At 73.5% G+C, this 23,061-nt stretch carries 19 protein-coding genes and 1 pseudogene; 6 read left to right on the top strand and 14 right to left on the bottom strand.

What is annotated here, in order from left to right:
- Window positions 1-83: 83 nt before the first annotated feature.
- Window positions 84-821, top strand: coding sequence for a hypothetical protein (locus IEZ20_RS14740; protein WP_189298351.1), 738 nt, complete (start codon window positions 84-86; stop codon window positions 819-821).
- On the opposite strand, the gene IEZ20_RS14735 is transcribed toward IEZ20_RS14740, so the two are convergent.
- On the bottom strand, window positions 731-1,744 hold the full coding sequence (locus IEZ20_RS14735; RefSeq protein ID WP_189298349.1) for a LysR family transcriptional regulator: 1,014 nt from the start codon (window positions 1,742-1,744) through the stop codon (window positions 731-733). The genes IEZ20_RS14740 and IEZ20_RS14735 overlap by 91 nt on opposite strands.
- Window positions 1,745-1,844: 100 nt before the next feature.
- On the opposite strand from IEZ20_RS14735, the gene IEZ20_RS14730 reads away from it, so the two are divergent.
- Window positions 1,845-3,245 (top strand): MFS transporter, encoded by a 1,401-nt coding sequence (locus tag IEZ20_RS14730; RefSeq protein WP_189298347.1) that lies wholly within the window; start codon window positions 1,845-1,847, stop codon window positions 3,243-3,245.
- A gap of 61 nt (window positions 3,246-3,306) precedes the next feature.
- Window positions 3,307-4,125 (top strand): serine hydrolase domain-containing protein, encoded by an 819-nt coding sequence (locus IEZ20_RS14725; protein WP_229896064.1) that lies wholly within the window; start codon window positions 3,307-3,309, stop codon window positions 4,123-4,125.
- Window positions 4,126-4,340: 215 nt separating this feature from the next.
- Here IEZ20_RS14725 and IEZ20_RS14720 read toward each other — a convergent pair whose 3' ends face one another.
- The 6 genes from IEZ20_RS14720 to IEZ20_RS14695 form a co-directional block, all read right to left on the bottom strand.
- On the bottom strand, window positions 4,341-5,330 hold the full coding sequence (locus IEZ20_RS14720) for a malate dehydrogenase (RefSeq protein WP_189298343.1): 990 nt from the start codon (window positions 5,328-5,330) through the stop codon (window positions 4,341-4,343).
- 359 nt (window positions 5,331-5,689) lie between these two features.
- On the bottom strand, window positions 5,690-7,036 hold the full coding sequence (locus IEZ20_RS14715; protein ID WP_189298341.1) for a helix-turn-helix domain-containing protein: 1,347 nt from the start codon (window positions 7,034-7,036) through the stop codon (window positions 5,690-5,692).
- A 102-nt stretch (window positions 7,037-7,138) separates the two neighbouring features.
- Entirely contained in the window at window positions 7,139-7,804 is a 666-nt protein-coding gene (locus IEZ20_RS14710) for a response regulator (RefSeq protein ID WP_189298340.1), read from the bottom strand.
- Between the two features lie 36 nt (window positions 7,805-7,840).
- A complete protein-coding gene (locus IEZ20_RS14705) occupies window positions 7,841-9,010 on the bottom strand; it encodes a sensor histidine kinase (protein WP_189298339.1) in 1,170 nt (389 codons plus the stop codon).
- A 213-nt stretch (window positions 9,011-9,223) separates the two neighbouring features.
- Window positions 9,224-9,697, bottom strand: a complete 474-nt coding sequence (locus IEZ20_RS14700) for a DUF3017 domain-containing protein (protein WP_189298338.1) — start codon at window positions 9,695-9,697, stop codon at window positions 9,224-9,226.
- Window positions 9,687-10,541 carry a bifunctional methylenetetrahydrofolate dehydrogenase/methenyltetrahydrofolate cyclohydrolase gene (locus IEZ20_RS14695; RefSeq protein WP_189298337.1) on the bottom strand — a complete coding sequence of 285 codons (855 nt, stop codon included), beginning with the start codon at window positions 10,539-10,541 and terminating at the stop codon, window positions 9,687-9,689. The genes IEZ20_RS14700 and IEZ20_RS14695 overlap by 11 nt, the downstream gene beginning before the upstream one ends.
- Window positions 10,542-10,812: 271 nt before the next feature.
- Here IEZ20_RS14695 and IEZ20_RS14690 point away from each other — a divergent pair, with 271 nt between their 5' ends.
- Complete coding sequence (locus IEZ20_RS14690) at window positions 10,813-11,418, top strand: hypothetical protein (protein WP_189298336.1); 606 nt, start codon at window positions 10,813-10,815, stop codon at window positions 11,416-11,418.
- Between the two features lie 133 nt (window positions 11,419-11,551).
- Here IEZ20_RS14690 and IEZ20_RS14685 read toward each other — a convergent pair whose 3' ends face one another.
- The 4 genes from IEZ20_RS14685 to purN form a co-directional block, all read right to left on the bottom strand.
- On the bottom strand, window positions 11,552-12,205 hold the full coding sequence (locus tag IEZ20_RS14685; protein WP_189298335.1) for a LuxR C-terminal-related transcriptional regulator: 654 nt from the start codon (window positions 12,203-12,205) through the stop codon (window positions 11,552-11,554).
- Window positions 12,169-13,491 carry a sensor histidine kinase gene (locus IEZ20_RS14680; RefSeq protein WP_189298334.1) on the bottom strand — a complete coding sequence of 441 codons (1,323 nt, stop codon included), beginning with the start codon at window positions 13,489-13,491 and terminating at the stop codon, window positions 12,169-12,171. Before IEZ20_RS14680 ends, IEZ20_RS14685 begins: the two co-directional genes overlap by 37 nt.
- Before the next feature lie 191 nt (window positions 13,492-13,682).
- Entirely contained in the window at window positions 13,683-15,245 is a 1,563-nt protein-coding gene (purH, locus tag IEZ20_RS14675) for a bifunctional phosphoribosylaminoimidazolecarboxamide formyltransferase/IMP cyclohydrolase (protein WP_189298333.1), read from the bottom strand.
- Window positions 15,242-15,880: a phosphoribosylglycinamide formyltransferase gene (gene purN, locus IEZ20_RS14670; RefSeq protein ID WP_189298332.1), complete on the bottom strand. Its 639-nt coding sequence runs from the start codon at window positions 15,878-15,880 to the stop codon at window positions 15,242-15,244. The genes purH and purN overlap by 4 nt, the downstream gene beginning before the upstream one ends.
- A 919-nt stretch (window positions 15,881-16,799) precedes the next feature.
- On the opposite strand from purN, the pseudogene IEZ20_RS39680 reads away from it, so the two are divergent.
- Window positions 16,800-17,333: pseudogene (locus IEZ20_RS39680) on the top strand (hypothetical protein); the annotation flags it as partial.
- Window positions 17,334-17,339: 6 nt separating this feature from the next.
- On the opposite strand, the gene IEZ20_RS40705 reads toward IEZ20_RS39680, so the two are convergent.
- Window positions 17,340-19,514 carry a cell division protein PerM gene (locus IEZ20_RS40705; protein WP_373303929.1) on the bottom strand — a complete coding sequence of 725 codons (2,175 nt, stop codon included), beginning with the start codon at window positions 19,512-19,514 and terminating at the stop codon, window positions 17,340-17,342.
- Between the two features lie 93 nt (window positions 19,515-19,607).
- Between IEZ20_RS40705 and IEZ20_RS14655 the strand changes: the two genes are divergently transcribed.
- Window positions 19,608-20,465, top strand: a complete 858-nt coding sequence (locus tag IEZ20_RS14655; protein WP_229896063.1) for a SigE family RNA polymerase sigma factor — start codon at window positions 19,608-19,610, stop codon at window positions 20,463-20,465.
- Between the two features lie 287 nt (window positions 20,466-20,752).
- Here IEZ20_RS14655 and sucD read toward each other — a convergent pair whose 3' ends face one another.
- Both sucD and sucC read right to left on the bottom strand, forming a co-directional pair.
- Complete coding sequence (sucD, locus tag IEZ20_RS14650; RefSeq protein ID WP_189298329.1) at window positions 20,753-21,637, bottom strand: succinate--CoA ligase subunit alpha; 885 nt, start codon at window positions 21,635-21,637, stop codon at window positions 20,753-20,755.
- Between the two features lie 27 nt (window positions 21,638-21,664).
- Window positions 21,665-22,846 carry an ADP-forming succinate--CoA ligase subunit beta gene (gene sucC, locus IEZ20_RS14645; RefSeq protein ID WP_189298326.1) on the bottom strand — a complete coding sequence of 394 codons (1,182 nt, stop codon included), beginning with the start codon at window positions 22,844-22,846 and terminating at the stop codon, window positions 21,665-21,667.
- Between the last annotated feature and the right edge of the window lie 215 nt (window positions 22,847-23,061).

Below are 23,061 nucleotides of genomic sequence, written 5' to 3'. Positions count from 1 at the left end.
TGCGCCGCGTCACTGAAAATGCGGTCGAAAACGGACGAAACTACGCTGTAGAGGGGCGCTTGAGGCGATCACGGAGGTGCGGGATGGCCCGAAGATCCCTGATCTGCGCGGGGGTGAGCGTGCTTCTCGCCCTCTCACCGGCCCTGGCCACGGCGGCCGCGGCGGACGACAGCGGCGATCCGCAGGTCCGTGAACTCGGCCACGAGGCGGAGCGGAACCTGCGGGACGCCGACTCGCTCCGCCTGACGCTGACGGACCGGACCGCGTCCGGCAGCCGCGACAAGCTCGCGTGGATGGACATGTTCCTGGACCGCCGGGGCAACTGCGTCGCCTCCTTCCGGATGGGCGGGAACGGCGGCACCTTCGACCTCGTCAAGCGCGGCGACGAGGTGTGGATGAAGGCCGACTGGGACTACTGGAAGTCCCAGCTCCCGGGCGAGAACGAGACGGCCGACCTCGTCCGCAACCGCTGGGTGCACGGCACCACGGACGAGAGCGCCTTCAAGGACTTCACCGGCGCCTGCGACCTGAAGGCCTTCCAGGAGGACATCACCGTGGACGTGACCTCGAACGAGGGGCGGAGCACGGTCGACGGCACGGACGTGTACCGGCTGAGCGGCGAGGAGGAGGGCATCCCGACCACGGTGTACATCACGGTGGACAGCCCGCACCTGCTGATCAGGTCCGACCAGAAGGGCGACGGGACCGACAGGACGGCGGGCGTCTCGGACTACAACGAGCCCGTGCCGTCCGGCACCCCCGGCCCGCGTGACTCGGTGGACCTCTCGGACCTGGAGCAGGAGTCGGGGCAGTCGGGCTGACCTCGGGACAGCCGGGCCGACTCGTCCCGCATCAACTCCCGTACGCAGTCGCGCAGCCAGGCGTGGGCCGGGTCGGCGTCGTGGCGCGGATGCCAGGCGAAGCCGAGCCGGACCGACGGCAGCCGGAGCGGGATCTCGAAGGGGACCAGGCCGAGGGTGTCCGCCAGCGGGCGGCCCCACCGGCTGACCATCCCGATCAGATCGGTCTCGCGCAGCACGAACAGCGAGGCCGGATAGGTGCCGACGCTGCCCACCACCCGCCGTTCGAGGCCGAGTTCGGCGAGGGCGTCGTCGACCGGTCCGCGCTGCCTGCCGCGCCGGGACACGACGAGGTGCCCGGCCGCCCCGGCGAACCGCTCGGGCGTCATCTCACCCTCCAGCAGCGGGTGTCCGGCGCGTACGACGCCCAGCATGCGGTCCTCGTACACCGTCTCCACCCGCACCTCGGGCGCGACCGTGTCGATCACCCCGACCTCCAGGTCGGCGGTGCCCTGGCGCAGGAACGGCGCGTCCACGTGGCTCTCGCTCAGAAAGCGCAGGCGGATGCCGGGGGCCTCGCGGGCGGCGCGGGCGAAGAGGGCGGCGCCGTGGGTGGCGGCGATCGCGTCGTGGCCGATGACCGTGAAGGTGCGGGTCACCTCGCGCAGGTCGGTGTCGCGGCCGGCCGCGAACAGGGCACGGGCCCGCTCCACCACCGCGCTCACCTCGGCGCGTACGGCGAGCGCGCGCGGGGTCGGCACCATCCGGCGGCCGGCGCGGACCAGCACCGGATCGCCGAGCGCCTTGCGGATCCGGCCGAGGGTGCGGCTCATCGCCGGCTCGGACAGGTGCAGCCGACGGGCGGCGCCCTGCACGCTCTCCTCCTCCAGCAGCACGTCCAGCGCGACCAGCAGGTTCAGGTCCAGGCCCGTGGATTGCGTCATGTGCAGGTGTTCCTTGCGAAGGTTGCACTGGAAAGCAGGTCAGGGGCGAGCCTACGGTGAGGGCGCATCCCACACCACTTCCAGCTCCGGGGGAGGAGCCGTGCCCGCGCACGCCCTGAAACGCTCGACCCTGCTGACCCTGTGCGCCTGCGTGCTGGTCGCGCAGAGCATGGTCGCCGCCGTCAACCTGCTGATCCCGCAACTGGCCTCGTCCGGTCTGCACCCCTCGCACACCCAGATCCTGTGGACGGTCGACGCCTATGTCATCGTCTTCGCGGGCCTGCTGATCCCGGCCGGCGCGCTCGGCGACCGGTACGGCCGCAAGGGCGCCCTGCTGTGCGGTCTGGCCCTGTTCGCCGCGGGCGCCACGACCAGCGCGCTCGCCGCGGGCCCGGCGCCGCTGATCGCCGGCCGGGGCGTCTCCGGGGCGGGGGCCGCGCTGATCACCCCGGCGACGATGTCGATCCTGGTACGGCTGGCCGGGCCCGAGCGGCGGGCCCAGGCGATGGCGTCCTGGACGCTGGCCATCGGGCTGGGCGGCATGGCCGGCAACCTCGGCGGCGGCCTGGCCGGCCAGTACCTGTCCTGGCGGGCGCTGTTCGCGGCGATGGTGCCGCTGGCGGCCGTGCTCGCCGCCGCGGTCGCGGTGACCACCCCGCGCACCGACCGCTCCGCGCAGGGCAGCCCGGACCCGGTCGGCACCCTGCTGCTCACCGCGGGCCTGGTCGCCGTGCTGTTCGGCATCATCGAGGGCCCCGGTCACGGCTGGACCTCGGCGCGCATCCTCACCGCGTTCGGGGTGGGCGCGCTGCTGGTGGCGGCGTTCACCGTCCACGCCCTGCGCTCCCGCGCCCCGCTGTTCGACCCGCGCGTCTTCCGTGCCGCCGGGCTGCGCGCGAGCACGCTGGGCCTGGCGACCGGCTTCTTCGGCCTGTTCGCGCTGTTCTTCGTCAACTCGCAGTACCTGCAGGAGGTCAAGGGCTTCGGACCCGCGCTCACGGGGGTCGCGATCGTGCCGCTGATCGTCGGCATGGCCCTGGTGCCGAAGTTCGCGGCCCGCTGGTCGGCGCGTCCCCGTCCGGTCGTCGGCACCGGGCTGGCGCTGATCGGCGTGGGCCTGCTCGCCGCGTCCACGGCGGACGCGGGCACGCCGTACCCGCTGTACGCCTGCTGGCTGCTGGTCATCTCGGCGGGTACCGGCCTGGCCATGCCCGCCCTCACCCTGGGCGTGGTGGTCTCGCTCCCGCCGCACCGGGCGGGCCTCGGCTCGGGGCTCGGCACCTCGGCCCGGGAGATCGGCGCCGCCCTCGGCGTCGCCGTCGCCGGTACGGTGCTGGCGGGCCACGGCGGCTTCGCGAGCGGGATGGGGCCCGCGCTGCGGACGGTCGGCGCGGTGGTCCTGCTGGCGACGGCCCTGGTGGTGGCCGGCTTCCGTCCCGCCGCCCGCCGCCCGGCCCCCACGGCTTCGGGGGCGCCGGCGGTCGAGGAGCCGGCGGCCTGAACCTGTCGGCGGGTCCGGCCGGCACCGCAGAATGCGGATGACGACCGAGAAAGGACCTGCCGTGAGACGTATCCCGACCTGTGTACTGAGCGACGCGGGCCCGCCCCGGGTCGGTGACGGGCACGCGGTGGACCGCTACGTCGAGATCGGGTCCCTGACGAAGGCGCTCACCGGCACCCTGCTCGCCCGGCTCGCGCAGGCGGGCACGGTCGGCCTCGACGACCCCGTCGAACGGTGGCTCCCGGCGCCGCCCGGCACGGGCGTCACCCTGCTCGGCCTCGCGCGGCACACCTCGGGACTCCCCCGGCTGCCGCCCCGTGTCGGACGCCGGGACCCGTACGCGGCCTTCGACCGGGCGGAGCTGCTGCGGCTGGTACGCGGCCTGGACACCCTCGTCGTACGCCCGCCGGGGGACGAGGAGTACTCCAACCTGGGGTACGCCGTCCTCGGTGCGGCCCTGGCCGCGGCGGGCGGGGCCGGCTACGGGGACCTGCTGGACGCGTACGTGCTGCGCCCGCTGGAGATCACCGAGGTGACGGCCCGTCCGCCGGCCGGGCGACGGCTGACGGCGCCGGGACTGCTGCCCGGTACGCGCCGCAGGCCCTGGACGATGGACGGGGCGATCCTCCCGGCGGGCGGGCTGTGGGCCACGCCCCGCGCCGTCGCCGACCTCGTCGTACAGCTGCTGGTGGAGCGGCGGCTGGGCGAGCCGGCCGTGAGCTGGCAGACGGCGGGTGCGCTGCGCTGGCACAACGGCGCCACCGGTGACGCGTCGGTGTTCGCCGGGGCGACGGCGGACGGGCGCTGGGTGGTGGTCCACCGGCTGGGCGGACGGCCGGAGGACACGGACCGCACCGCCATACGGCTGATAGCCCCCTGAGGGGCCCTCAGGGCCCCCGATGCGACGAGGTCCCCTCCCGCGGCTGCGGGAGGGGACCTCGTGTGTGGAGCGCCGGGCAGGCCTTGCACCTGCATCTCCCCGCAGGAAGCGGGGCGTCTTTCCTTGGACCACCAACGCATCACCTGGTGCCGGTTTCCCGGCGGCCGGTGCGTGATCAACTATAGCGCACCGGCGCCGGGTGACACCACGTCGGATCAGATGAGGCCGAGGCCGCGGACCGCGTCGCGCTCCTCCTCCAGCTCCTTGACGGAGGCGTCGATGCGGGCGCGGGAGAACTCGTTGATGTCCAGGCCCTGGACGATCTCGTACTTGCCGTCCTTGCAGGTGACCGGGAAGGAGGAGATCAGGCCCTCCGGGACGCCGTAGGAGCCGTCCGACGGGATGCCCATGGAGGTCCAGTCGCCCTCGGCGGTGCCGTTGACCCACGTGTAGACGTGGTCGATGGCGGCGTTGGCGGCGGAGGCGGCGGAGGACGCGCCACGGGCCTCGATGATCGCGGCACCGCGCTTGGCGACGGTCGGGATGAAGTCCTCGGCCAGCCACTTCTCGTCGTTCACGACCTCGGCGGCGTTCTTGCCGGCGACCGTGGCGTGGAAGATGTCCGGGTACTGGGTGGCGGAGTGGTTGCCCCAGATGGTGAGCCGCTTGATGTCGGCGACCGTGGAGCCCGTCTTCTTCGCCAGCTGGGTCAGCGCGCGGTTGTGGTCCAGGCGGGTCATCGCGGTGAAGCGCTCGGCCGGGACGTCCGGCGCGGCGGCCTGGGCGATGAGGGCGTTGGTGTTGGCCGGGTTGCCGACGACGAGGACCTTGATGTCGTCCGCGGCGTGGTCGTTGATGGCCTTGCCCTGCGGCTTGAAGATGCCGCCGTTGGCCTCCAGCAGGTCGCCGCGCTCCATGCCCTTGGTGCGCGGGCGGGCGCCCACCAGCAGGGCTACGTTCGCGCCGTCGAAGGCGACGTTCGGGTCGTCGGTGATCTCGATGCCCTGGAGCAGCGGGAACGCGCAGTCGTCCAGCTCCATGGCCGTGCCCTCGGCGGCCTTCAGCGCCGGGGTGATCTCCAGCAGGCGCAGCTTGACCGGCACGTCCGCGCCGAGCAGCTGGCCGGAGGCGATGCGGAAGAGCAGGGCGTAACCGATCTGGCCGGCCGCGCCGGTGACGGTGACGTTCACGGGAGTGCGGGTCATGGCGTTCTCCGTATGACAGCTGGCGGTGGGGCGTCCCTGCCCCGGGCGGATGATCGATCTCTTGGCATCAAGAGAGATCAGCGGTCAGGCTATCGCGCATCCGGCAGGTGAGACGTGCGGGGCCGTGTGGCTCACCCCACAAGGGGATCAGCAGGGACGTATCGCCGCCGGGGCGCGACGCGAAGGGCACGGAAAAGGCGGCCGCCCGTCCGGGAGAGGAGGGACGGAGGCGGCCGCCGGTGGGGGGTACCGGTGTACCGGACTCCCGTGGGGGTACGGATCGCGTGCCCAGGATTCCGGCCGCTATGCGCGGCGAGCGGAATCTCCCCCGTCTCTTTTCGTTCCGCCCTTCAATGCGTTCATTCCGTGCAGCCCGTCTGCCCCGTGGCGAGCGTGGCGCACGCCCGGGCCTGCGCGGGGTTTCGCACGGCGACCATCGGGGTGTAGCCGATGGTGTCCCCGGCGGCCGTGATGTCACCCGTCTGCCGGGCCTTGCCCACGGTGACCCGCACGGTGTCGCCCGGTGAGCCGCCGGTGATCCGGCCCCAGGCCGTGCCGCACGCCTTGCTGTAGCGGACCTCCAGGGTGGTGGTGCCGACGGTGGCGGTCTTGGCGGTGGTCACCAGTTCGCCGCTGCACCCCATGGCCTCCGCGTCCTTGCCGGTGCAGGCGGAGCCGGTGCACTTCACGCCGGGGGGCGGGCTGGTCCGGGCCGACGCCGACGGGGCGGCCGGCTTCGCGGCACCCGCGCTCCCGTGGCCGTCGCCGTCCCGGTGGGTGAAGAGGAAGACCCCGGCGATGAGCGCCCCGACGCCGACGAGCCCCGCCAGGAACATCAGCACCTGCTGCCGCCCCACCTGCCACCGGTCCGACGGGTCCGGCTGCCGGGCGGGGGGCCGGGTGCCGTGGGGCGCGGGCGTGTCGGAGGCGCCGACGGGCGTGCCCGGGGTGCCGACGGACGCGCCCGGGGTGCGGGTGGGGCCGGAAGGGGTGTCGGCGAGGGCCGACGGAGTGCCGACGCCGGCGGGAGGGGTGTCGGTGCGGCCCGAAGGGGTGTCGACGCGGCCCGGCCCGGTGTCGGCGCGGACGGCCGGCGGGCGGGGTGCCGGGCGGGCGCTCGCCTGGGACGGGCCCCGGTAGCCGGCCAGACCCCAGGAGTTCCTGGGAGGCGCGTCGGCGGGTTCGGAGCCGCTACGGGAGTCGCCACCGCCGCCCTTGCCGCGCGGCACGCTGTCCCGGACGTCGGCGTCCGAGCCCGTAGGCTGCGCCGGGATCTCCGGCCGCACACCGGCGGGGCGGGCGGTCCCCGCCCCCGCGCCGGCACGACCGCCCGCCCTCGCGGACGCGCCCTCCCCCGCCACTGCCGCCAGGTCGCCCAGGGCCGCCCGGGCCTCCGCGACGCGGAGGGCGTCCATCGTGTGGTCGTGGCGCAGCTCCGCCCGGGTCCAGGCGCGTTCGGCCAGCTCCCACAGGGTGGTCAGGTGGCCGGTGTGGCTGCCGGTGGCCTCGGCGAGTGCGATGACCGCGCCCTTCGGCGCGAGCAGCAGGCCGCCCAGGTACCGTTCCCAGGACGTCCTGCCGTAGCCCGTGCGGTCGGCCAGTGCCGCGATGCTCAGGCCGCTGCGGTCCACCAACTCCCGCAACTGGCCGGTGAACTCCTTGATCTGCGGATCCAGATCCTCCGGCAGGGCTTTCCAGCGAGGCATCGCCTACCCCCTCTTCCCCTTCTTCCCCCGTGTTCCTTGCCGCGCGTTCCGCGCTGACCAAGGATCCCAGTTCCGCAGGGGGCGGTGCACCGGAGCGGGTGGTCAGCCGCCCGGGATGACCAGTCCCGTCTCGTACGCCAGCACCACCGCCTGAGCCCGGCTGCCCAGGCCGAGCTTGGTCATGATGCGGTTCAGGTGGGTCTTGACGGTGGCCTCGCTGATGTAGAGGCGGTCGGCGATCTCCAGGTTGGACAGGCCGCGGGCGGTGAGCTTGAGGACCTCGACCTCGCGGGAGGTGAGCACGTCCAGGTCGGGCGGGGGCACGGTGTCGGCGGGCTCCTGCCGGCGGGCGAAGGCCTCCACCAGGCGCCGGGTGACACTGGGCGCGAAGAGCGCGTCACCGCCGTCGACCGCGGTGACCGCCGCCAGCAGCCGCTCGGGGCCGGAGTCCTTCAGCAGGAACCCGGAGGCGCCGGCGCGCAGCGCCCCGTACACGTACTCGTCCAGGTCGAAGGTGGTCAGCACCAGCACCCGGGGCGGGCGGTCGGCGGCCTGGGCGAGGATCCGTTCGGTGGCCTCGATGCCGTTGACGCCGGGCATCCGGATGTCCATGAGGATCACGTCGGGGCGGGTCGCGGCGGCGAGCCGTACCGCCTCCTCGCCGTCCCCCGCCTCGCCCACCACCTCGAAGCCGGGCGCGGCGTCCAGCAGGCCGACGAGTCCGGCGCGGATGAGGAACTGGTCGTCCACGACGAGCACTCTGGTCATTGCGTACGGTCGTCCCCCTCGGCCGTGCGCCGACCGTCACCGCTCCGCCTCCGGCGTGCCCCCGCGGTCGCGTTCGGCGGCCGTGGTCGGCAGGGTCAGGCGGACCTCGTAGCCGCCCTCGGAGCGTGGGCCGACGCTGATCGTCCCGCCGTAGAGCTTGGCCCGCTCGCGCATGCCCATCAAGCCATGGCCACTGCTCGCCGGCACTCTGGCCGGATCCGCGCCCTCGCCGTCGTCGACGACCCGGACGGTCAGCTCGTGGGCGCCGTACCGGAGTTCCACGCGCGCGTGTGCGGGGCCGGCGTGTTTGAGGGCGTTGGTGAGGGCCTCCTGGACGACGCGGTACGCGCACAGTTCGACGCCGGGCGGCAGCGGGCGGGCGGTGCCCTCGACGATGAGGTCCACGGGCAGGCCGCCGGCCCGGACCCGGTCCACGAGTTCGCCGAGCCGGGCCAGGGTGGGCATGGGGGCCCGCTGGGGGGCCTCGGGGTCCTCCTCGCGCAGCACCTGGAGCATGCGGCGCAGCTCCTCCAGGGCCTCGCCGCTCGTGTCCGCGATGGTGCCGAGCGCACCGCGCGCCTTGCCGGGGTCGGACTCGAAGACGAACCGGGCGAGGCCGGCCTGCACGGAGATGACCGACATGTGGTGGGCGACGACGTCGTGCAGTTCGCGGGCGATCCGGCCGCGTTCCTCGGCGACCGCGCGCCGGGCCCGCTCGGCCTGTTCGGCGCGCAGCCGCCGGGTGAGTTCGGCGGTACGGCGGGCCAGGTGCCCGAACCAGACGAGCACCGAGCAGTACAGCACGGCCTGCCCGAACACGGAGGCCATGGAGGGGCTGTGGCTGACCACGCCGGCGTACACCCAGACCGCGGCCATGCATCCGGCGCAGGCCAGGGCGGTGCGCGCCGGGCGGACGGAGGCCACCGTGTACAGGGCGAGCATGGCGCCGAAGGTGCACACCACCGGCCAGTAGCCGAGGGTGACGAAGGCGACCGCGGCGGCCTCGACGACGGCGAAGACGATCAGGGGGCTGCGGCCGCGCAGGGCGACCGGGAGGTGGGCCAGCGCGACGAGGGCGTAGGCGCGGGCGTCGAGTTCCGGCCATCCCTGGGGCCGGGACTCCTGTCCGAGCAGGACGGCCACCACGGTCATCGCCACCGCGATCAGCGCGTCCACGACCAGCGGGCGGGGGGTCCTCAGTCGCATCGCCGCAGGGTAGCCCCCACGGCCGTAGCCCGGAGTCAACCCGGCGGGGTACCGCGGAAGTTGCAGCGCCCGGCCGGCTACCGCCCACGGTGGTACGGCGGTTCAACCCGGCGACGGAGGCGGTGCGCGGCGGACGGCCGTAGCGTCGGACAGGGGGTACGGCGGTGGCCCGCGTCCCCGGGGGAGGCGCGGGCCACCGGCCGTGCACGGACGCTACTTGGCGAGTGTGAAGTGCAGGATGTCCTTCAGGAACGGCATCTTCAGCAGCGGGTCGGGCTGGATCATCAGCGCGAGCAGGGAGATCACCAGGCCCAGGACGCCGTAGGTGGCGATGTCCGTGAAGCGGGAGCGGACGGCGAGCATGCCGACGCTCGGCAGCATCCAGCGCAGCACCGCGCCGGCCAGCAGGGCGGCGCCTATCAGGAGGGTGCCGAAGCGGAGCACGTCGAGCGCGGTCAGCAGCAGGCCGAGGGCGACCGTCGACAGCACCACCAGCATCGGCCACTGGCGGGCGGGCGCCGGGGCGTCGACGGCCGCGGCCCGGCCGCCGCCCTCCGGCCGCGCCGTGTCCCTCGTGAACAACGGGAAGCGGCGGGTGACGCGGCGCGGGCGCCCCTGCGCGTCCGGGGCGCTCACCGCGTCGCGCACGGTCGGCTCCGCCTGCCCGCGGGTGTCCTCAGCCGGCACTGCGCTCCGCCGCCTCGACCACGTTGACCAGCAGCTGCGCCCGGGTCATCGGGCCGACGCCGCCGGGGTTCGGGGAGATCCAGCCGGCCACCTCGGTGACGTCCGGGTGGACGTCGCCGACGATCTTGCCCTCGGCGTTGCGGGAGACGCCGACGTCCAGGACGGCCGCGCCCGGCTTGACGTCCTCGGCGCGGATCAGGTGCGGGGAACCGGCCGCCGCGATGACGATGTCGGCCCGCTTCAGGTGGGCGGAGAGGTCACGGGTGCCGGTGTGGCACTGGGTGACGGTGGCGTTCTCGCTGCGCCGGGTGAGCAGCAGCGGCATCGGGCGGCCGATGGTGACACCGCGGCCGACGACCACGACCTCGGCACCCTTGATCTCCACACCGTGGCGGCGGAGCAGGGTGAGGATGCCGTTGGGGGTGCAGGGCAGCGGGGCCGGCTCGTTCAGGACCAGGCGGCCGAGGTTCATCGGGTGCAGGCCGTCGGCGTCCTTGGCCGGGTCCATCAGTTCCAGGACGCGGTTCTCGTCGATGCCCTTGGGCAGCGGCAGCTGGACGATGTAGCCGGTGCAGGCCGGGTCCTCGTTCAGCTCGCGGACGACCGCCTCGATCTCCTCCTGGGTGGCGGTGGCCGGCAGCTCGCGCTGGATGGAGGCGATGCCCACCTGGGCGCAGTCGCGGTGCTTGCCGGCGACGTACTTCTGGCTGCCGGGGTCGTCCCCGACCAGGATCGTGCCGAGGCCGGGCGTGACGCCCTTCTCCTTCAGCGCCGCCACGCGGGCGGTCAGATCGGACTTGATCTCGGCTGCGGTGGCCTTGCCATCGAGAATCTGGGCGGTCATGGTCCCATCCTCGCGGATGACCCGGCCCCGGTACCAATCCGGGTGCCCTCCGAGCCCACGGCGGACGTCACCGCTGATGTCACAGCATGATCAGCGATGTTGCACTTGCACAACACCTGACGTATCCGGCTGGACAAGTAAGAGCCTGTTAAAGAACGATGAGCACACAGTGCCGCGGGCAGTGCCGGGGGGACGGACCGCATCTGTAGAACTTTCCTCCGAACCGTGCTGCGCGTCGTCCCCGCACTCGAGCAAACGGAGGAAGACCGCCATGAGCTTTGGCGACCCCAACAACCCGTACGGCCCGCCGCAGGGTCAGCAGCCCGGCTACCCCCCGCAGCCGCCGCAGGGCCAGCCCGGCTACGGCTACCCGGCCGCCCCGCAGGGCCAGGCCGGTTACGGCTACCCCGCCGCCCCGCCGCTCGGGCAGCCCGGCTACGGCGTCCCGATGGAGATGCCCGGCCTGATGAAGACGGCGCGGGTGCTGCTGTTCGTCCTGTCCGGCTTCCAGATCCTGTTCGGTCTGATCGCCGGTGTGGCGATCGGCGCCCTCCAGGACGCGTCGAACGGCGTCGGCTCCGGTGACTCCACCGACGGTCTGGCCGGTCTCGGCTTCCTCATCGCGGGTCTGCTGCTGGCGCTGGGCGCGCTGTCGATCTTCCTGGGCGTGAAGTTCAAGAACGGCGGCAGCGGCATCCGCGTCACCACGATCGTCTACGCGGCGCTGATGATCCTCGGCGGCATCAGCAACATGGTGAACGGCGGCAACGGTTCCGCCACCTTCGGCGGCCTGATCTCGCTGGCGATCGCCGGCATCATCCTCGCGTCGATGGTCACCAGCTCGGCCTCCGCCTGGTTCAACCGCCCGCGGTACTGAGCCTCAGGGGCACCTGAACACTCCAGGGCCGCGTTCCGTCCGTCCGGACGGGGTGCGGCCCGGTGTGTTTCCCGGGGCGCCGCAGCCGGGCGTCGCGGCCGAGCGTCGCGGCCGGGCTCACCGGCCGCCGGGCTCACTGGTCGAGGTGGGCGAGGTGGGCGAGGACGGCCAGCACCCGGCGGTTGTCGGTGTCGGCGGGGAGCAGCCCGAGCTTGGTGAAGATGTTGCCGATGTGCTTGGCGACGGCCTTCTCGGTGACGTACAGGGCCTGCGCCACACCCGCGTTGGAGCGGCCCTGGGCGACGAGTTCGAGGACCTCGCGTTCCCGTGGCGAGAGGCTGCCGACGGACACGTCCCGCTCCGTGCGGGCCAGCAGCCGGGAGACGACCTCGGGGTCCATGGCGGTGCCGCCCGCGGCCACCCGCTCGATGGCGTCGAGGAACTGGGCGCCGTGGGTGACCCGGTCCTTGAGCAGGTAGCCGACGCCTCGGCCGCCGGTGGCGAGCAACTCACGGGCGTAGAGCGGTTCGACGTACTGGGAGAGCAGCAGCACCGGCAGCTCCGGGTTCTCCGCGCGGGCGGCGAGGACGGCGCGCAGCCCCTCGTCGGTGAAGTCGGGCGGGAGCCGGACGTCGACGACCGCGACGTCCGGCTGTTCCCGGCCCAGCGCGTCCAGCAGACCGGTGCCGGTGTCCACGGCCGCCACCACCTCGTGGCCGTAGGCACCGAGCAGCCGGATCAGCCCGTCCCTCAGCAGGAAGTGGTCTTCGGCGAGGACAACACGCACGGGATCTCCATCGTCACGATCGTCGGTCCGCCCGCCGGGCTACTCACGGCCAGCACGCCGTCGAAGGTGGCGAGCCGGCGTTCGATGCCCCGCAGGCCGGTGCCGCGGGCGGCGTCGGCGCCGCCGTGGCCGTCGTCGGTCACGGTGACGCGCAGCGCCCCGTCCTCGTGGCGCAGCTCGATCCAGGCCCGCCCGGCCCCCGCGTGCTTGCCGACGTTGGTGAGGATCTCGGAGACGGCGAAGTAGGCGGCGGACTCCACGGGCATCTCCGGCCGGCCCGGCAGGTCTGCCCGGACCTCGGTGCGGACCGGGCAGACCATGGCCAACGCCCGTACGGCGTCGGTCAGTCCGCGGTCGGCGAGGACCGGCGGGTGGATGCCGCGGACCAGGTCGCGCAGTTCCTCCAGCGCCGCCGAGGAGGACTGCCGGGCCTCGGCCAGCAGGCCGCGCACGGCCCCGGGGTCGGTCTCCAGCAGCCGCTCGGCCGCGTCCAGGGTCATGCCCATGGCCACGAGCCGGGCCTGGGCGCCGTCGTGCAGGTCACGCTCGATCCGGCGGATCTCCGCCATCTGCGTGTCCACGGCGGCGGAGCGGGTGGCGGCCAGGTGCCGGATCCGGCCGGCCATCAGCTCGCTCTCCGCCGGCGCCAGCATCGCCCGGGTGTACAGGGCGTGCCGGCGCACGACACGCGGGGCCGCCCACAGGGCGAGCGGCAGCTGGAGCAGGCCCAGGACGCCGGCGAGCACCGCCGTGGCCCGGCCCTCGACCGGGACGAACGCGTACCACAGGCCGTCCCACTCGGCGGACAGCCGCACCCCGAAGAAGGCGAGGAAGACGCCCCACAGGCCGCTGAGGACCAGCGCGAGCGGGAGGAAGGCCAGCAGCCCGCCGGCGACCGGGTCCGTGAGCACCCAGACGTACTCCCGCCGGACCTGCGGGTCGCTCATGATCCAGCGGTAGCGGGCCACGATCCCGGAGGCGCCCTCGGGCGCGGGCGGCAGCGGCCCGGGCGGGCCCGGGATCTCCACGCCCGCCCAGCGCCGGGCCCGATCCCGCTGCCGCGCGGCGAGCCCGCGCACCCCTTCCATGGCCCGCGGCACCAGGCCGAGGCCCGGCCCCATCAGGCTGATCGCGCCGCACACGGCGAGCGACCGGCCGAAGGCGGCGACCGACATCCCGTGCAGCGCCGACGCCCGGCGCAGGCCGGTCAGTCCGGCGGCCACCGAGAACCCCCTGATCGCCTCCGGCGGCCGGAACCCGCCGAGCTGTGCCGTGCGGTCGTCCATACGACTCGCTCCCCCCTGTTCGTACTCCTGCTCGACCCCTCGTTCGGTCCCTCATTGTGGCGGGGCGGGAGCGGAGAAGTCGGTGGGAAAAACTCCCCTTTCCGGGCCGGGCGGGGACGGACCGCCGTACGCGCGGGCAGGGGCCCGCCCGTCGGACGACGGGCGGGCCCCTGCGAAGGCGGCGGGTCCGCTCAGTGGAAGAAGTGGCGCGTGCCCGTGAAGTACATGGTCACGCCCGCCTTCTTGGCGGCCTCCACGACCTGCTCGTCCCGGATCGAGCCGCCCGGCTGGACGATCGCCCGGACACCGGCGCCGATGAGGATCTCCGGGCCGTCGGGGAAGGGGAAGAAGGCGTCGGAGGCCGCGTAGGCGCCCCGGGCCCGCTCCTCGCCGGCCCGCTCCACGGCCAGCTTGCAGGAGTCGACGCGGTTGACCTGGCCCATGCCGACGCCGACCGAGGCGCCGTCCTTGGCGAGCAGGATCGCGTTGGACTTCACCGCGCGGCAGGCCTTCCAGGCGAAGGCGAGCTGGGCCAGCTCGTCCGCGTCCAGGGCCTCGCCCGAGGCCAGGGTCCAGTTGGCCGGGTCGTCGCCCGCGGCCTGGAGCCGGTCGGCGGCCTGGAGCAGCGCGCCGCCGTCGATCGGCTTGACCTCGACCGGGTGGGCCGGGGCGTCGGGGCAGCGCAGCACGCGGATGTTCTTCTTCTTGGTGAGGGCCTCCAGCGCGCCCTCCTCGTAGTCCGGGGCCACGATGACCTCGGTGAAGATCTCCGCGACCTGCTCGGCCATCTCCTTGCTGACCGGCCGGTTGACGGCGATCACACCGCCGTACGCGGAGACCGGGTCGCAGGCGTGCGCCTTGCGGTGCGCCTCGGCGACGTCGGCGCCGACCGCGATGCCGCAGGGGTTGGCGTGCTTGATGATCGCGACACAGGGCTCGGCGTGGTCGTACGCGGCACGGCGGGCGGCGTCCGTGTCCGTGTAGTTGTTGTACGACATCTCCTTGCCGTGCAGCTGCTCGGCGGCCGCGAGTCCGCCCTCGCCGGAGGTGTAGAGGGCGGCGGGCTGGTGCGGGTTCTCGCCGTAGCGCAGGGTGTGCGCGCGCTCCAGGGTGGTGCCGATGAACTCCGGGAACGCGGAGTCGTCGGCGGGGGCGTACGCGGAGGCGAACCAGGAGGCGACGGCGATGTCGTACTCGGCGGTGTGCCGGAAGGCCTCGGCGGCCAGGCGCTTGCGGGCGGCGAGGTCGAAGCCACCGTCCTGCACCGCGGTGAGGACGTCGGCGTACCGCTGCGGGCTGGTGACCACGGCGACGGACGGGTGGTTCTTGGCGGCGGCGCGGACCATCGAGGGGCCGCCGATGTCGATCTGCTCGACGCACTCGTCGGGCGAGGCGCCGGAGGCGACGGTCTCCCGGAACGGGTAGAGGTTGACGACCACCAGGTCGAACGGCTCCACGCCCAGCTCGGCGAGCTGCTCGCGGTGGCTGTCCAGGCGCAGGTCGGCGAGGATGCCCGCGTGCACCTTCGGGTGCAGGGTCTTCACCCGGCCGTCCAGGCACTCGGGGAAACCGGTCAGCTCCTCGACCTTGGTGACGGGGACGCCGGCGGCGGCGATCCGGCCGGCCGTGGACCCGGTGGAGACCAGCTCCACACCGGCCTCGTGCAGCCCGCGGGCCAGCTCCTCGAGCCCGGTCTTGTCGTAGACGCTGACGAGCGCGCGACGGATGGCCCGCTTGTTGCTCTCGGCGGTCACTGGATAACTACCTTTCGTCCCTCAATGCGATAGCCGTTGCGGGCGAGCCGCCCCACGACCTCTACGAGCAGCCTTCGCTCGACTTCCTTGATGCGCTCGTGCAGCGCGCTCTCGTCGTCCTCGTCCCGGACCTCGACCACGCCCTGCGCGATGATCGGCCCGGTGTCGACGCCGTCGTCAACGAAGTGGACGGTGCAGCCGGTGACCTTGGCGCCGTACGCGAGCGCGTCACGGACGCCGTGGGCACCGGGAAAACTGGGGAGCAGGGCGGGGTGGGTGTTGACGAAGCGTCCGCCGAAGCGGGCCAGGAACTCCTTGCCCACGATCTTCATGAAGCCGGCGGAGACGACGAGGTCGGGCTGGTGGGAGGCCACGGCCTCGGCGAGCGCGGCGTCCCACTCCTCGCGGGAGCCGTAGTCCTTCACCTTCCGCACGAAGGTGGTGATCCCGGCGCGCTCGGCGCGGGCCAGCCCCTCGATGCCGTCGCGGTCCGCGCCGACGGCCACGACCCGTGCGCCGTACGCCTCCGCGCCGACGGCGGCGATCTCGTCCAGGAGCGCCTGCAGGTTGGTACCGGATCCGGAGACCAGCACGACGAGGCGTTTGACCGCTGGGCCAGGGGTGGTGGCGGCCACGATGGGGCCCTTTCTCGGGTTGCGATCCGTGCACGGCCGTCGCCGACCGGGCGGTTTGTACAGTCGTACGAATGCTTCGCGCCCCGATATACGGGGAAGTCTACGAAGCGGCCGACCGCCAGCAACGATACCGGCACTCGGGAAGGGGCCCTCGGGACGGGTGTCCGGCCGGACGGTAGCGTTCGCAAGGAGTCACGAAGGAGCAGCCTCGGGAACGCGGTGGTCGTGCGGTGCGTTCACGGGGTGGAAGCTCATGACGGACTGCCGTAGTCACCTAGGGGAAGACGCTCTTTTGATGCCCGATCGCAGCCTGCGACTCCTCACGTTCCCGCCGCGCCCGGCCCAGGGGGGCGAGGGTGGCGCAGCCCTGCTGCGGGAGGGACCGGCCTCACCGCCGACGGAGTCCCCCCGGGGCGGCTCCGCGGGGGGTTCCGGGGCGGGCGGCTCGGGTGACGCTGGGCGGGGCGGCTCCGGGAGCGGTGGTCAGCGGCAGGACGACAATCCGTTCGCGCCGCCGCCGGAGGATGCTCCGGACCGCCCGTGGCAGCCGCGCCATCCCGGGGGTGCGTCCGGCGGCGCGGGCCAGGGACCGGGTGCGGGCTGGGGGCACGGCGCGGGCTGGGGTCCGGGGTACGGATCGGGTCCGGGGTACGGATCGGGTCCCGGGTACGGCGCTGGTCCGGGGTACGGCGCTGGTGCGGGGCAGTGGCACGGTCAAGGACAAGGTCAGGGGCACGGTCAGGGCCAGGGGCACGGCCAGGACCAGGGCCACGGGCAGGGGCAGGGCGACGGGCAGGGGCACGGTGGCGGTCCGTGGCCGGGGAACGGTCAGGGACCGGGCGGCGGTCAGGGACCGGGTGGCGGTCAGTGGCCCGGCAACGGTCAGTGGCCCGGCAACGGTCAGGGGCAGGGCGGCGGTCAGGGACCAGGCGGCGGCTCTTCCTGGGGCGGCCAGTGGAGTGACCAGCAGCCCGGGCGCTCCCCCGGCGGCTTCGGTGAGCGGCCGGGCGGTGGCCCGCAGGGGCCCGGCGGACCGGCCGGCCCCGGCATGCGCTGGGACCCGACGGACCCGGCCCAGCGCCGCGCCCGGTACGCCCTGCTGTCCGGCATGTGGGCGGTCTTCTTCGCCCTCTTCAGCTGGCCCTACGTGGCGCTGCTGCTGGGCGCGCTGGCCCTGTACTGGGGCAGCAGCGCCCTGCGTGCCAAGCCGGGCCGCCCGGCCCCGGACGCCCCGGCGGCCCCGCCCGGCAAGCCGCAGACGACGGCGGCTGTCAGCGGCCTGGTGACGGCGTCCCTGGCCCTGGTCCTGGTGGCCTCGACGTTCACCGTCCAGCTCGTCTACCGCGACTACTACACCTGCGTGGACGACGCCCTCACCCATGAGGCCAAGCAGTCCTGCGAGACCCTGCTGCCCCGGGAACTGCGCGGCGTACTGGGCGTCGAGAACGGCTGAGGCCTCTCACTCACCGGAATCCGGTCGGGGCTCGCGGCGGGGGCCCGGGTGCGGATCGGGGTGGAGGTCCGAACCCGCGCCCGGCTGCGACTCGGTGGCCGCCGCCTCCTTCAGGGCCGCCCAGCGGGAGGCCCGGGCGACGTCGTCGTGCCAGTCGGCGGGGAACGGCTCCGTGAACGAGGTCGGGAAGGGCGCCGGGAACGAGGACGGGAACGCGTCCTCGGCGGGGAGCGCCTCGTACGGCTCCTCCTCCGCCGCGTCCGACGTACCGCCCGCGGCCCCCGTCCGGGCGGACGTGTTCCCCGTGTCGGTGCTCCCGCTCCTCCCCCACAGCGCCCGCCTCGCCGGTTCCGCTGATGCTGCTCGTTCCGCCGGCCCTGCTGCCCGGGCGTCCCGTCCCCGAAGCCGCCCCGCCGGGAACCTGGACGCGCTCCCGCCGTCGGCCGGGTCCGCGTCCGGCGTCGAGGCCGCCGCCGCTCCGGCGTGTTGCGCTTCTCCCGCCCCGGCCGACTCACCGGCCGCCGACTCGGCAGCCGACGGTTCCCCTGCCGGCGGCTCCCCCACCGGTGACTCGGCAGCCGGCGATTCGTCTGCCGCCGTAGCCGCTCCCGTGGGCGTGGCCGTGGCCGCCGTAGCCGCTGCCGTGCCCGTGGCCGCCGTAGCCTCTTCGGCCTCTGTCGCGGCCTCTGTCGTGGCCTCTGCCGTCACGGCTGCCGCCGTCGCCCCAGCCGCGGCCGTCGGCCGTACCGCCGCCTTTCCGCCCCGCCTCGCCTTCGGCGCCGTACCCGCCGTCTCAGCCGTCTTCTCCCCCGCCGTCCCGCCCGCCGTCTCCGTGCCCTGCGCCGGGATGCCGTGGGGGTGCCGGCGTCGGCCGCGCAGTCGCCAGGCCCGTGCGCCCAGTGCCACCGGCAGCGCGAAGACCAGTGTCCAGGCCCCGGCCGCACCCCCGGTCCGCCACCACAGCGGGCCGAGGCGGGCCAGCGCGGCCACGCCCAGCGGGCCGCCCGCCAGGTCGGCGAGCAGGGCGAGGGCCGCCGCGCAGAACAGCGCCGTCAGCAGCACCACCCCGGCGGTCCGGCCGGCCGACCAGCGGGCCCGCGCCGGCGCGCCGGCCCCCCGCCGTACGGCCGCCCGCGCCACGAACCACCCCGCCGTCATCCCGGCCAGCGCCGGGACCACGCCCGCCGCCCAGTTCTGCGGCGTACCGGCGCCCGGGTCCGGCACCGCGGCCAGCAGCGGGAACGGCGGCAGCAGCGGCGCGGGGTCGGAGCCGAACGGGGCGACCAGGTGGCCGGTGCCGAGGAGGAAGCCGGGGCCGAGCGCGTACGACGCGGCCCAGACGGCGGCGTTGGGGACCAGGGCGATGCCGAGCAGCAGCACCGCGAACCGTCCCGTCCAGCCCTCGGTCAGCTGCAGGAAGGACGCCCGCGCCGGCTCGCCGTGCCACACCAGGGACACCCCGACCAGCAGCGCCCCGCCCCCGAAGAGCACCGTCGTCGCCGCACCGGCGGCGCGTACGGCCGCACCCAGCCGTGCCCGCGCGTCCGTTCCGAACACCAGCCGCCGCACCGGACCCGGCAGCGCCTCCAGCACGCGGCGCAGGGGCTGGTGCGGGCGGCCGTACGCCGACCAGGCCCCGGCGCCGGCCGCGCTGGCCGCGACGATCGGCAGACACACCGTCACCCAGACCCACTGCGCGCGCAGTTCGCCACTGGAGCAGTACAGCGTCGCGGCGGCGCCCACACCCAGATAGCCGAGGACCACACCCGTGCACGCGGTGCGCGCCCGTACCGGCGGGGGGCCGTCCGGCTCGGCCGGCGCCTCGGTGGCGTCCCGCGCCGCCCGGTACACCAGCCACAGCGGCACGGCGAGCAGCAGCAGCGGGGTGACGCCGACAGGCATCGGCGCGCCGGAGAGCGTGTCCGTGCGGACCAGTTCCACGCCGTGCGCCAGCAGCCACAGGGCGGCGGCGATGTGCAGCGCGCCCTCCGGTCCGCTGTCCGGGTAGGGCGAGCTGACCCACAGCATCATCACGAGCACCGCGAAGGAACCGAGGCCCAGTCCGGCCGCGACGGCACCGCCCAGCAGGCTCGCGCCGAGACCGGGCGAGCGGTCGCGCATCCGGGAGAGCAGGGGCGGGGAGGGCGAGCGGTGGGCGGTCATCTGGATCACGCACGCCATGCTCCCAACGACACGCGCTTTCCCGTCGTAACAGGCGAACCCCCGCTGTGTCGCTCAATATACGTTTATGTTCTTTTTCGTACGGAAGGGTGCATGGTGACGACGACACAGAGCCCCGAGCCGACGGTCCCTCAGCAATGCTCGGAACTGGTGAGCCTGACGCCCGCTCAGGCCTTCGACGCGCTGTACGCGTTCTGCGCCCCCGCCCTCGTACGGCAGACCTATCTGCTCACCGGGCGCCGGGAACTGGCCCGCGAGTCCGTGGAGCAGGCCTTCCAGCTGGCCTGGCAGCGCTGGCCGGAGGTGGCCCGGGACCGGGACCCGGCCGGCTGGGTGCGGGCGGTGGCGTACGACTGCGCCCTCTCCCCCTGGCACCGCTTCCGCCCCCGCTACCGGTCCCCGGAGCCCCCGCCGGCCGACCCGGCCCACCGGGAACTGCTGCACACGCTGCTCGGACTGCCGGCCCCGTACCGGCGCACGCTCGTCCTGTACGACGGCGTGGGGCTCGACCTGCCGGAGACGGCGGCGGAGACGGAGGCGAGCACCCCGGCCGCCGCGAACCGGCTGACCCACGCCCGCGAGGCGGTGGCCGCGCGGCTGCCGGAACTGGCCGACCCCGCCGAGCTGCACCGCCGGCTGCGCGAACTGGCCTCGGCGGAGCACGTGCGCGCGGCCGGGCCGACGCTGGTGCGGACCGGCTGCGAGCGCCGGAACGTCTTCTGGACCCGGGCCGCCATCGCCTTCACGGTCACGATCATCGGCGCGACGGCCCTCACGCTGCGCACGGCGCCGACCCGCTACGAGGCCCCGGTGGCCCCGGCCCAGGCGGTGCAGGGAGTCCCGCCACCGGCCGGCCTGGGACCGCTGTCCCGGGCGGAACTGGCCCTGCGGGCCAAGCTGCACCGCTCGGAGGCGAGCGGCCCGGAGCGGGTGTTCCCGCAGACACGGTGAGGGCGCGGGCGGGGTGACCGCGTGCCCGGTGAGGGTGAGCGCGTGAGCGCGGTGAGCACGCGGACCTGGTGAGGTGCGCACGTGGCCGCGGTGAGCACGTGGGCCTGGTGAGGGTGAGCACGCGGGCCCGGGAACGCCGGTAGGCCCGTCCCTGCGAAGGGGACGGGCCTACCCGTGGCAGGACTGGCCTGCCGACGGCACGCTACGACGCTCGGGCGTCGGAACCGCGCAGCTCAGGCGCCAGGCGCCAGGCGTCACGCGTCACGCGCACGCGCACGCGTTGAAGCTCAGGCGCTCAGGATCTCGCGGGCGAGCTTGGCCGTCTCGGTCGGGGTCTTGCCGACCTTGACGCCCGCGGCCTCCAGGGCCTCCTTCTTGGCCTGTGCGGTGCCGGAGGAACCGGAGACGATGGCGCCGGCGTGACCCATGGTCTTGCCCTCGGGCGCGGTGAAGCCCGCGACGTAACCGACGACCGGCTTGGTCACGTTCTCCTTGATGAACGCGGCCGCGCGCTCCTCGGCGTCGCCACCGATCTCACCGATCATCACGATCAGGTCGGTGTCGGGGTCCTCCTGGAACGCGGCGAGGGCGTCGATGTGCGTGGTGCCGATGATCGGGTCGCCACCGATGCCGACGGCGGTGGAGAAGCCGATGTCGCGCAGCTCGTACATCATCTGGTACGTCAGCGTGCCGGACTTCGAGACCAGGCCGATGCGGCCCGGCTTGGTGATGTCGCCCGGGATGATGCCGACGTTGGACTGGCCCGGGGTGATGATGCCGGGGCAGTTCGGGCCGATGATCCGGGTCTTGTTGCCCTTCTTGCCGGCGTACGCCCAGAAGGCGGCCGTGTCGTGCACGGCGATGCCCTCGGTGATCACGACGGCCAGCGGGATCTCGGCGTCGATGGCCTCGACGACCGCGTCCTTGGTGAACTTCTCCGGCACGAAGATGACGGAGACGTTGGCGCCGGTCTTCTCGATGGCCTCCTTGACGGTCCCGAAGACGGGTACCTCGGTGCCGTCGAAGTCCACGGTCTGACCCGCCTTGCGCGGGTTCACGCCGCCCACGACGTTCGTGCCGTCACCGAGCATGAGCTTCGTGTGCTTCATGCCGGTGGCGCCGGTCATGCCCTGGACGATGACCTTGCTGTCCTTGTTGAGCCAGATAGCCATGGTGTGTTGTGTCCTCGTCCTGAGTGCTTACTTGGCGGCGTGGGCCAGCTCGGCGGCCTTGTCGGCCGCGCCGTCCATGGTGTCGACGCGCTGCACCAGCGGGTGGTTGGCGTCGGTGAGGATCTTCCGGCCCAGCTCGGCGTTGTTGCCGTCGAGACGGACGACGAGCGGCTTCTCGACCTTCTCGCCGCGGTCCTCCAGGAGCTTCAGGGCCTGGACGATGCCGTTGGCGACCTCGTCACAGGCGGTGATGCCGCCGAAGACGTTGACGAAGACGGACTTGACGTCCGGGTCGCCCAGGATGATCTCCAGGCCGTTGGCCATCACCTGGGCGGAGGCGCCGCCACCGATGTCCAGGAAGTTGGCGGGCTTGACGCCACCGTGCTGCTCACCGGCGTACGCGACGACGTCCAGGGTGCTCATGACGAGACCGGCGCCGTTGCCGATGATGCCGACCTCACCGTCGAGCTTGACGTAGTTGAGGCCCTTCTCCTTGGCAGCCGCCTCCAGCGGGTTGGCGGCGGCCTTGTCGTGGAGCTCCTCGTACTCGGGGTGACGGAACTCGGCGTTGTCGTCCAGCGACACCTTGCCGTCGAGCGCGAGGACCTCACCGGAGGCGACCTTCGCGAGCGGGTTGACCTCGACCAGGAGGGCGTCCGACTTGATGAAGGTGTCCCACAGCTTGATCAGGACGTTGACGACCTTGTCCGCGACCTCGGCCGGGAACTTGGCGGCCTCCACGATCTCGCGGGCCTTGGCCTCGTCCACACCGTCGATCGGGTCGATCGCGATCTTGGCGACGGCGTCCGGGCGGGTGGCCGCCACCTCCTCGATCTCCATGCCGCCCTCGACGGAGGCGATGGAGAGGAACGTGCGGTTGGCACGGTCGAGGAGGAAGGAGACGTAGTACTCCTCGATGATCTCCGGAGCGGTCTCGGCGATCATGACCTTGTGGACCGTGTGGCCCTTGATGTCCATGCCGAGGATGTCCGTCGCGCGGGCGACGGCCTCGTCCGGGGTGGCGGCCAGCTTGACACCGCCGGCCTTGCCGCGGCCACCGACCTTCACCTGCGCCTTGACGACGGACTTGCCGCCCAGACGCTCCGTGATCGCGCGCGCCGCCTCAGGCGTGTCGATGACTTCACCGGCCAGCACCGGTACATCGTGCTTGGCGAAGAGGTCCCTCGCCTGGTACTCGAACAGGTCCACGCGCTTCCGTCCCTATCAGTGATCTCGCGGTTCGTTGGATGCGTGGGCGTGCCGCGAAGGGCAACGTGACGTCCGCTGTCACTAGGGAAGCGCACACGGTGTCCGAGCGCGCGGCATGTCCGTCTCGCAGGTTATCGCTGCTTGCGGGGGCCCTCTAAATCGCGGGTCACACCTGAGCGGTGATACCTGTCACATGATGCCGGGTTCCCTGGCAC

The organism is Streptomyces cinerochromogenes (assembly GCF_014648635.1).
GTDB classification, from domain to species: Bacteria; Actinomycetota; Actinomycetes; order Streptomycetales; family Streptomycetaceae; genus Streptomyces; species Streptomyces cinerochromogenes.
This window is presented reverse-complemented; position numbering and strand designations above follow the sequence as displayed.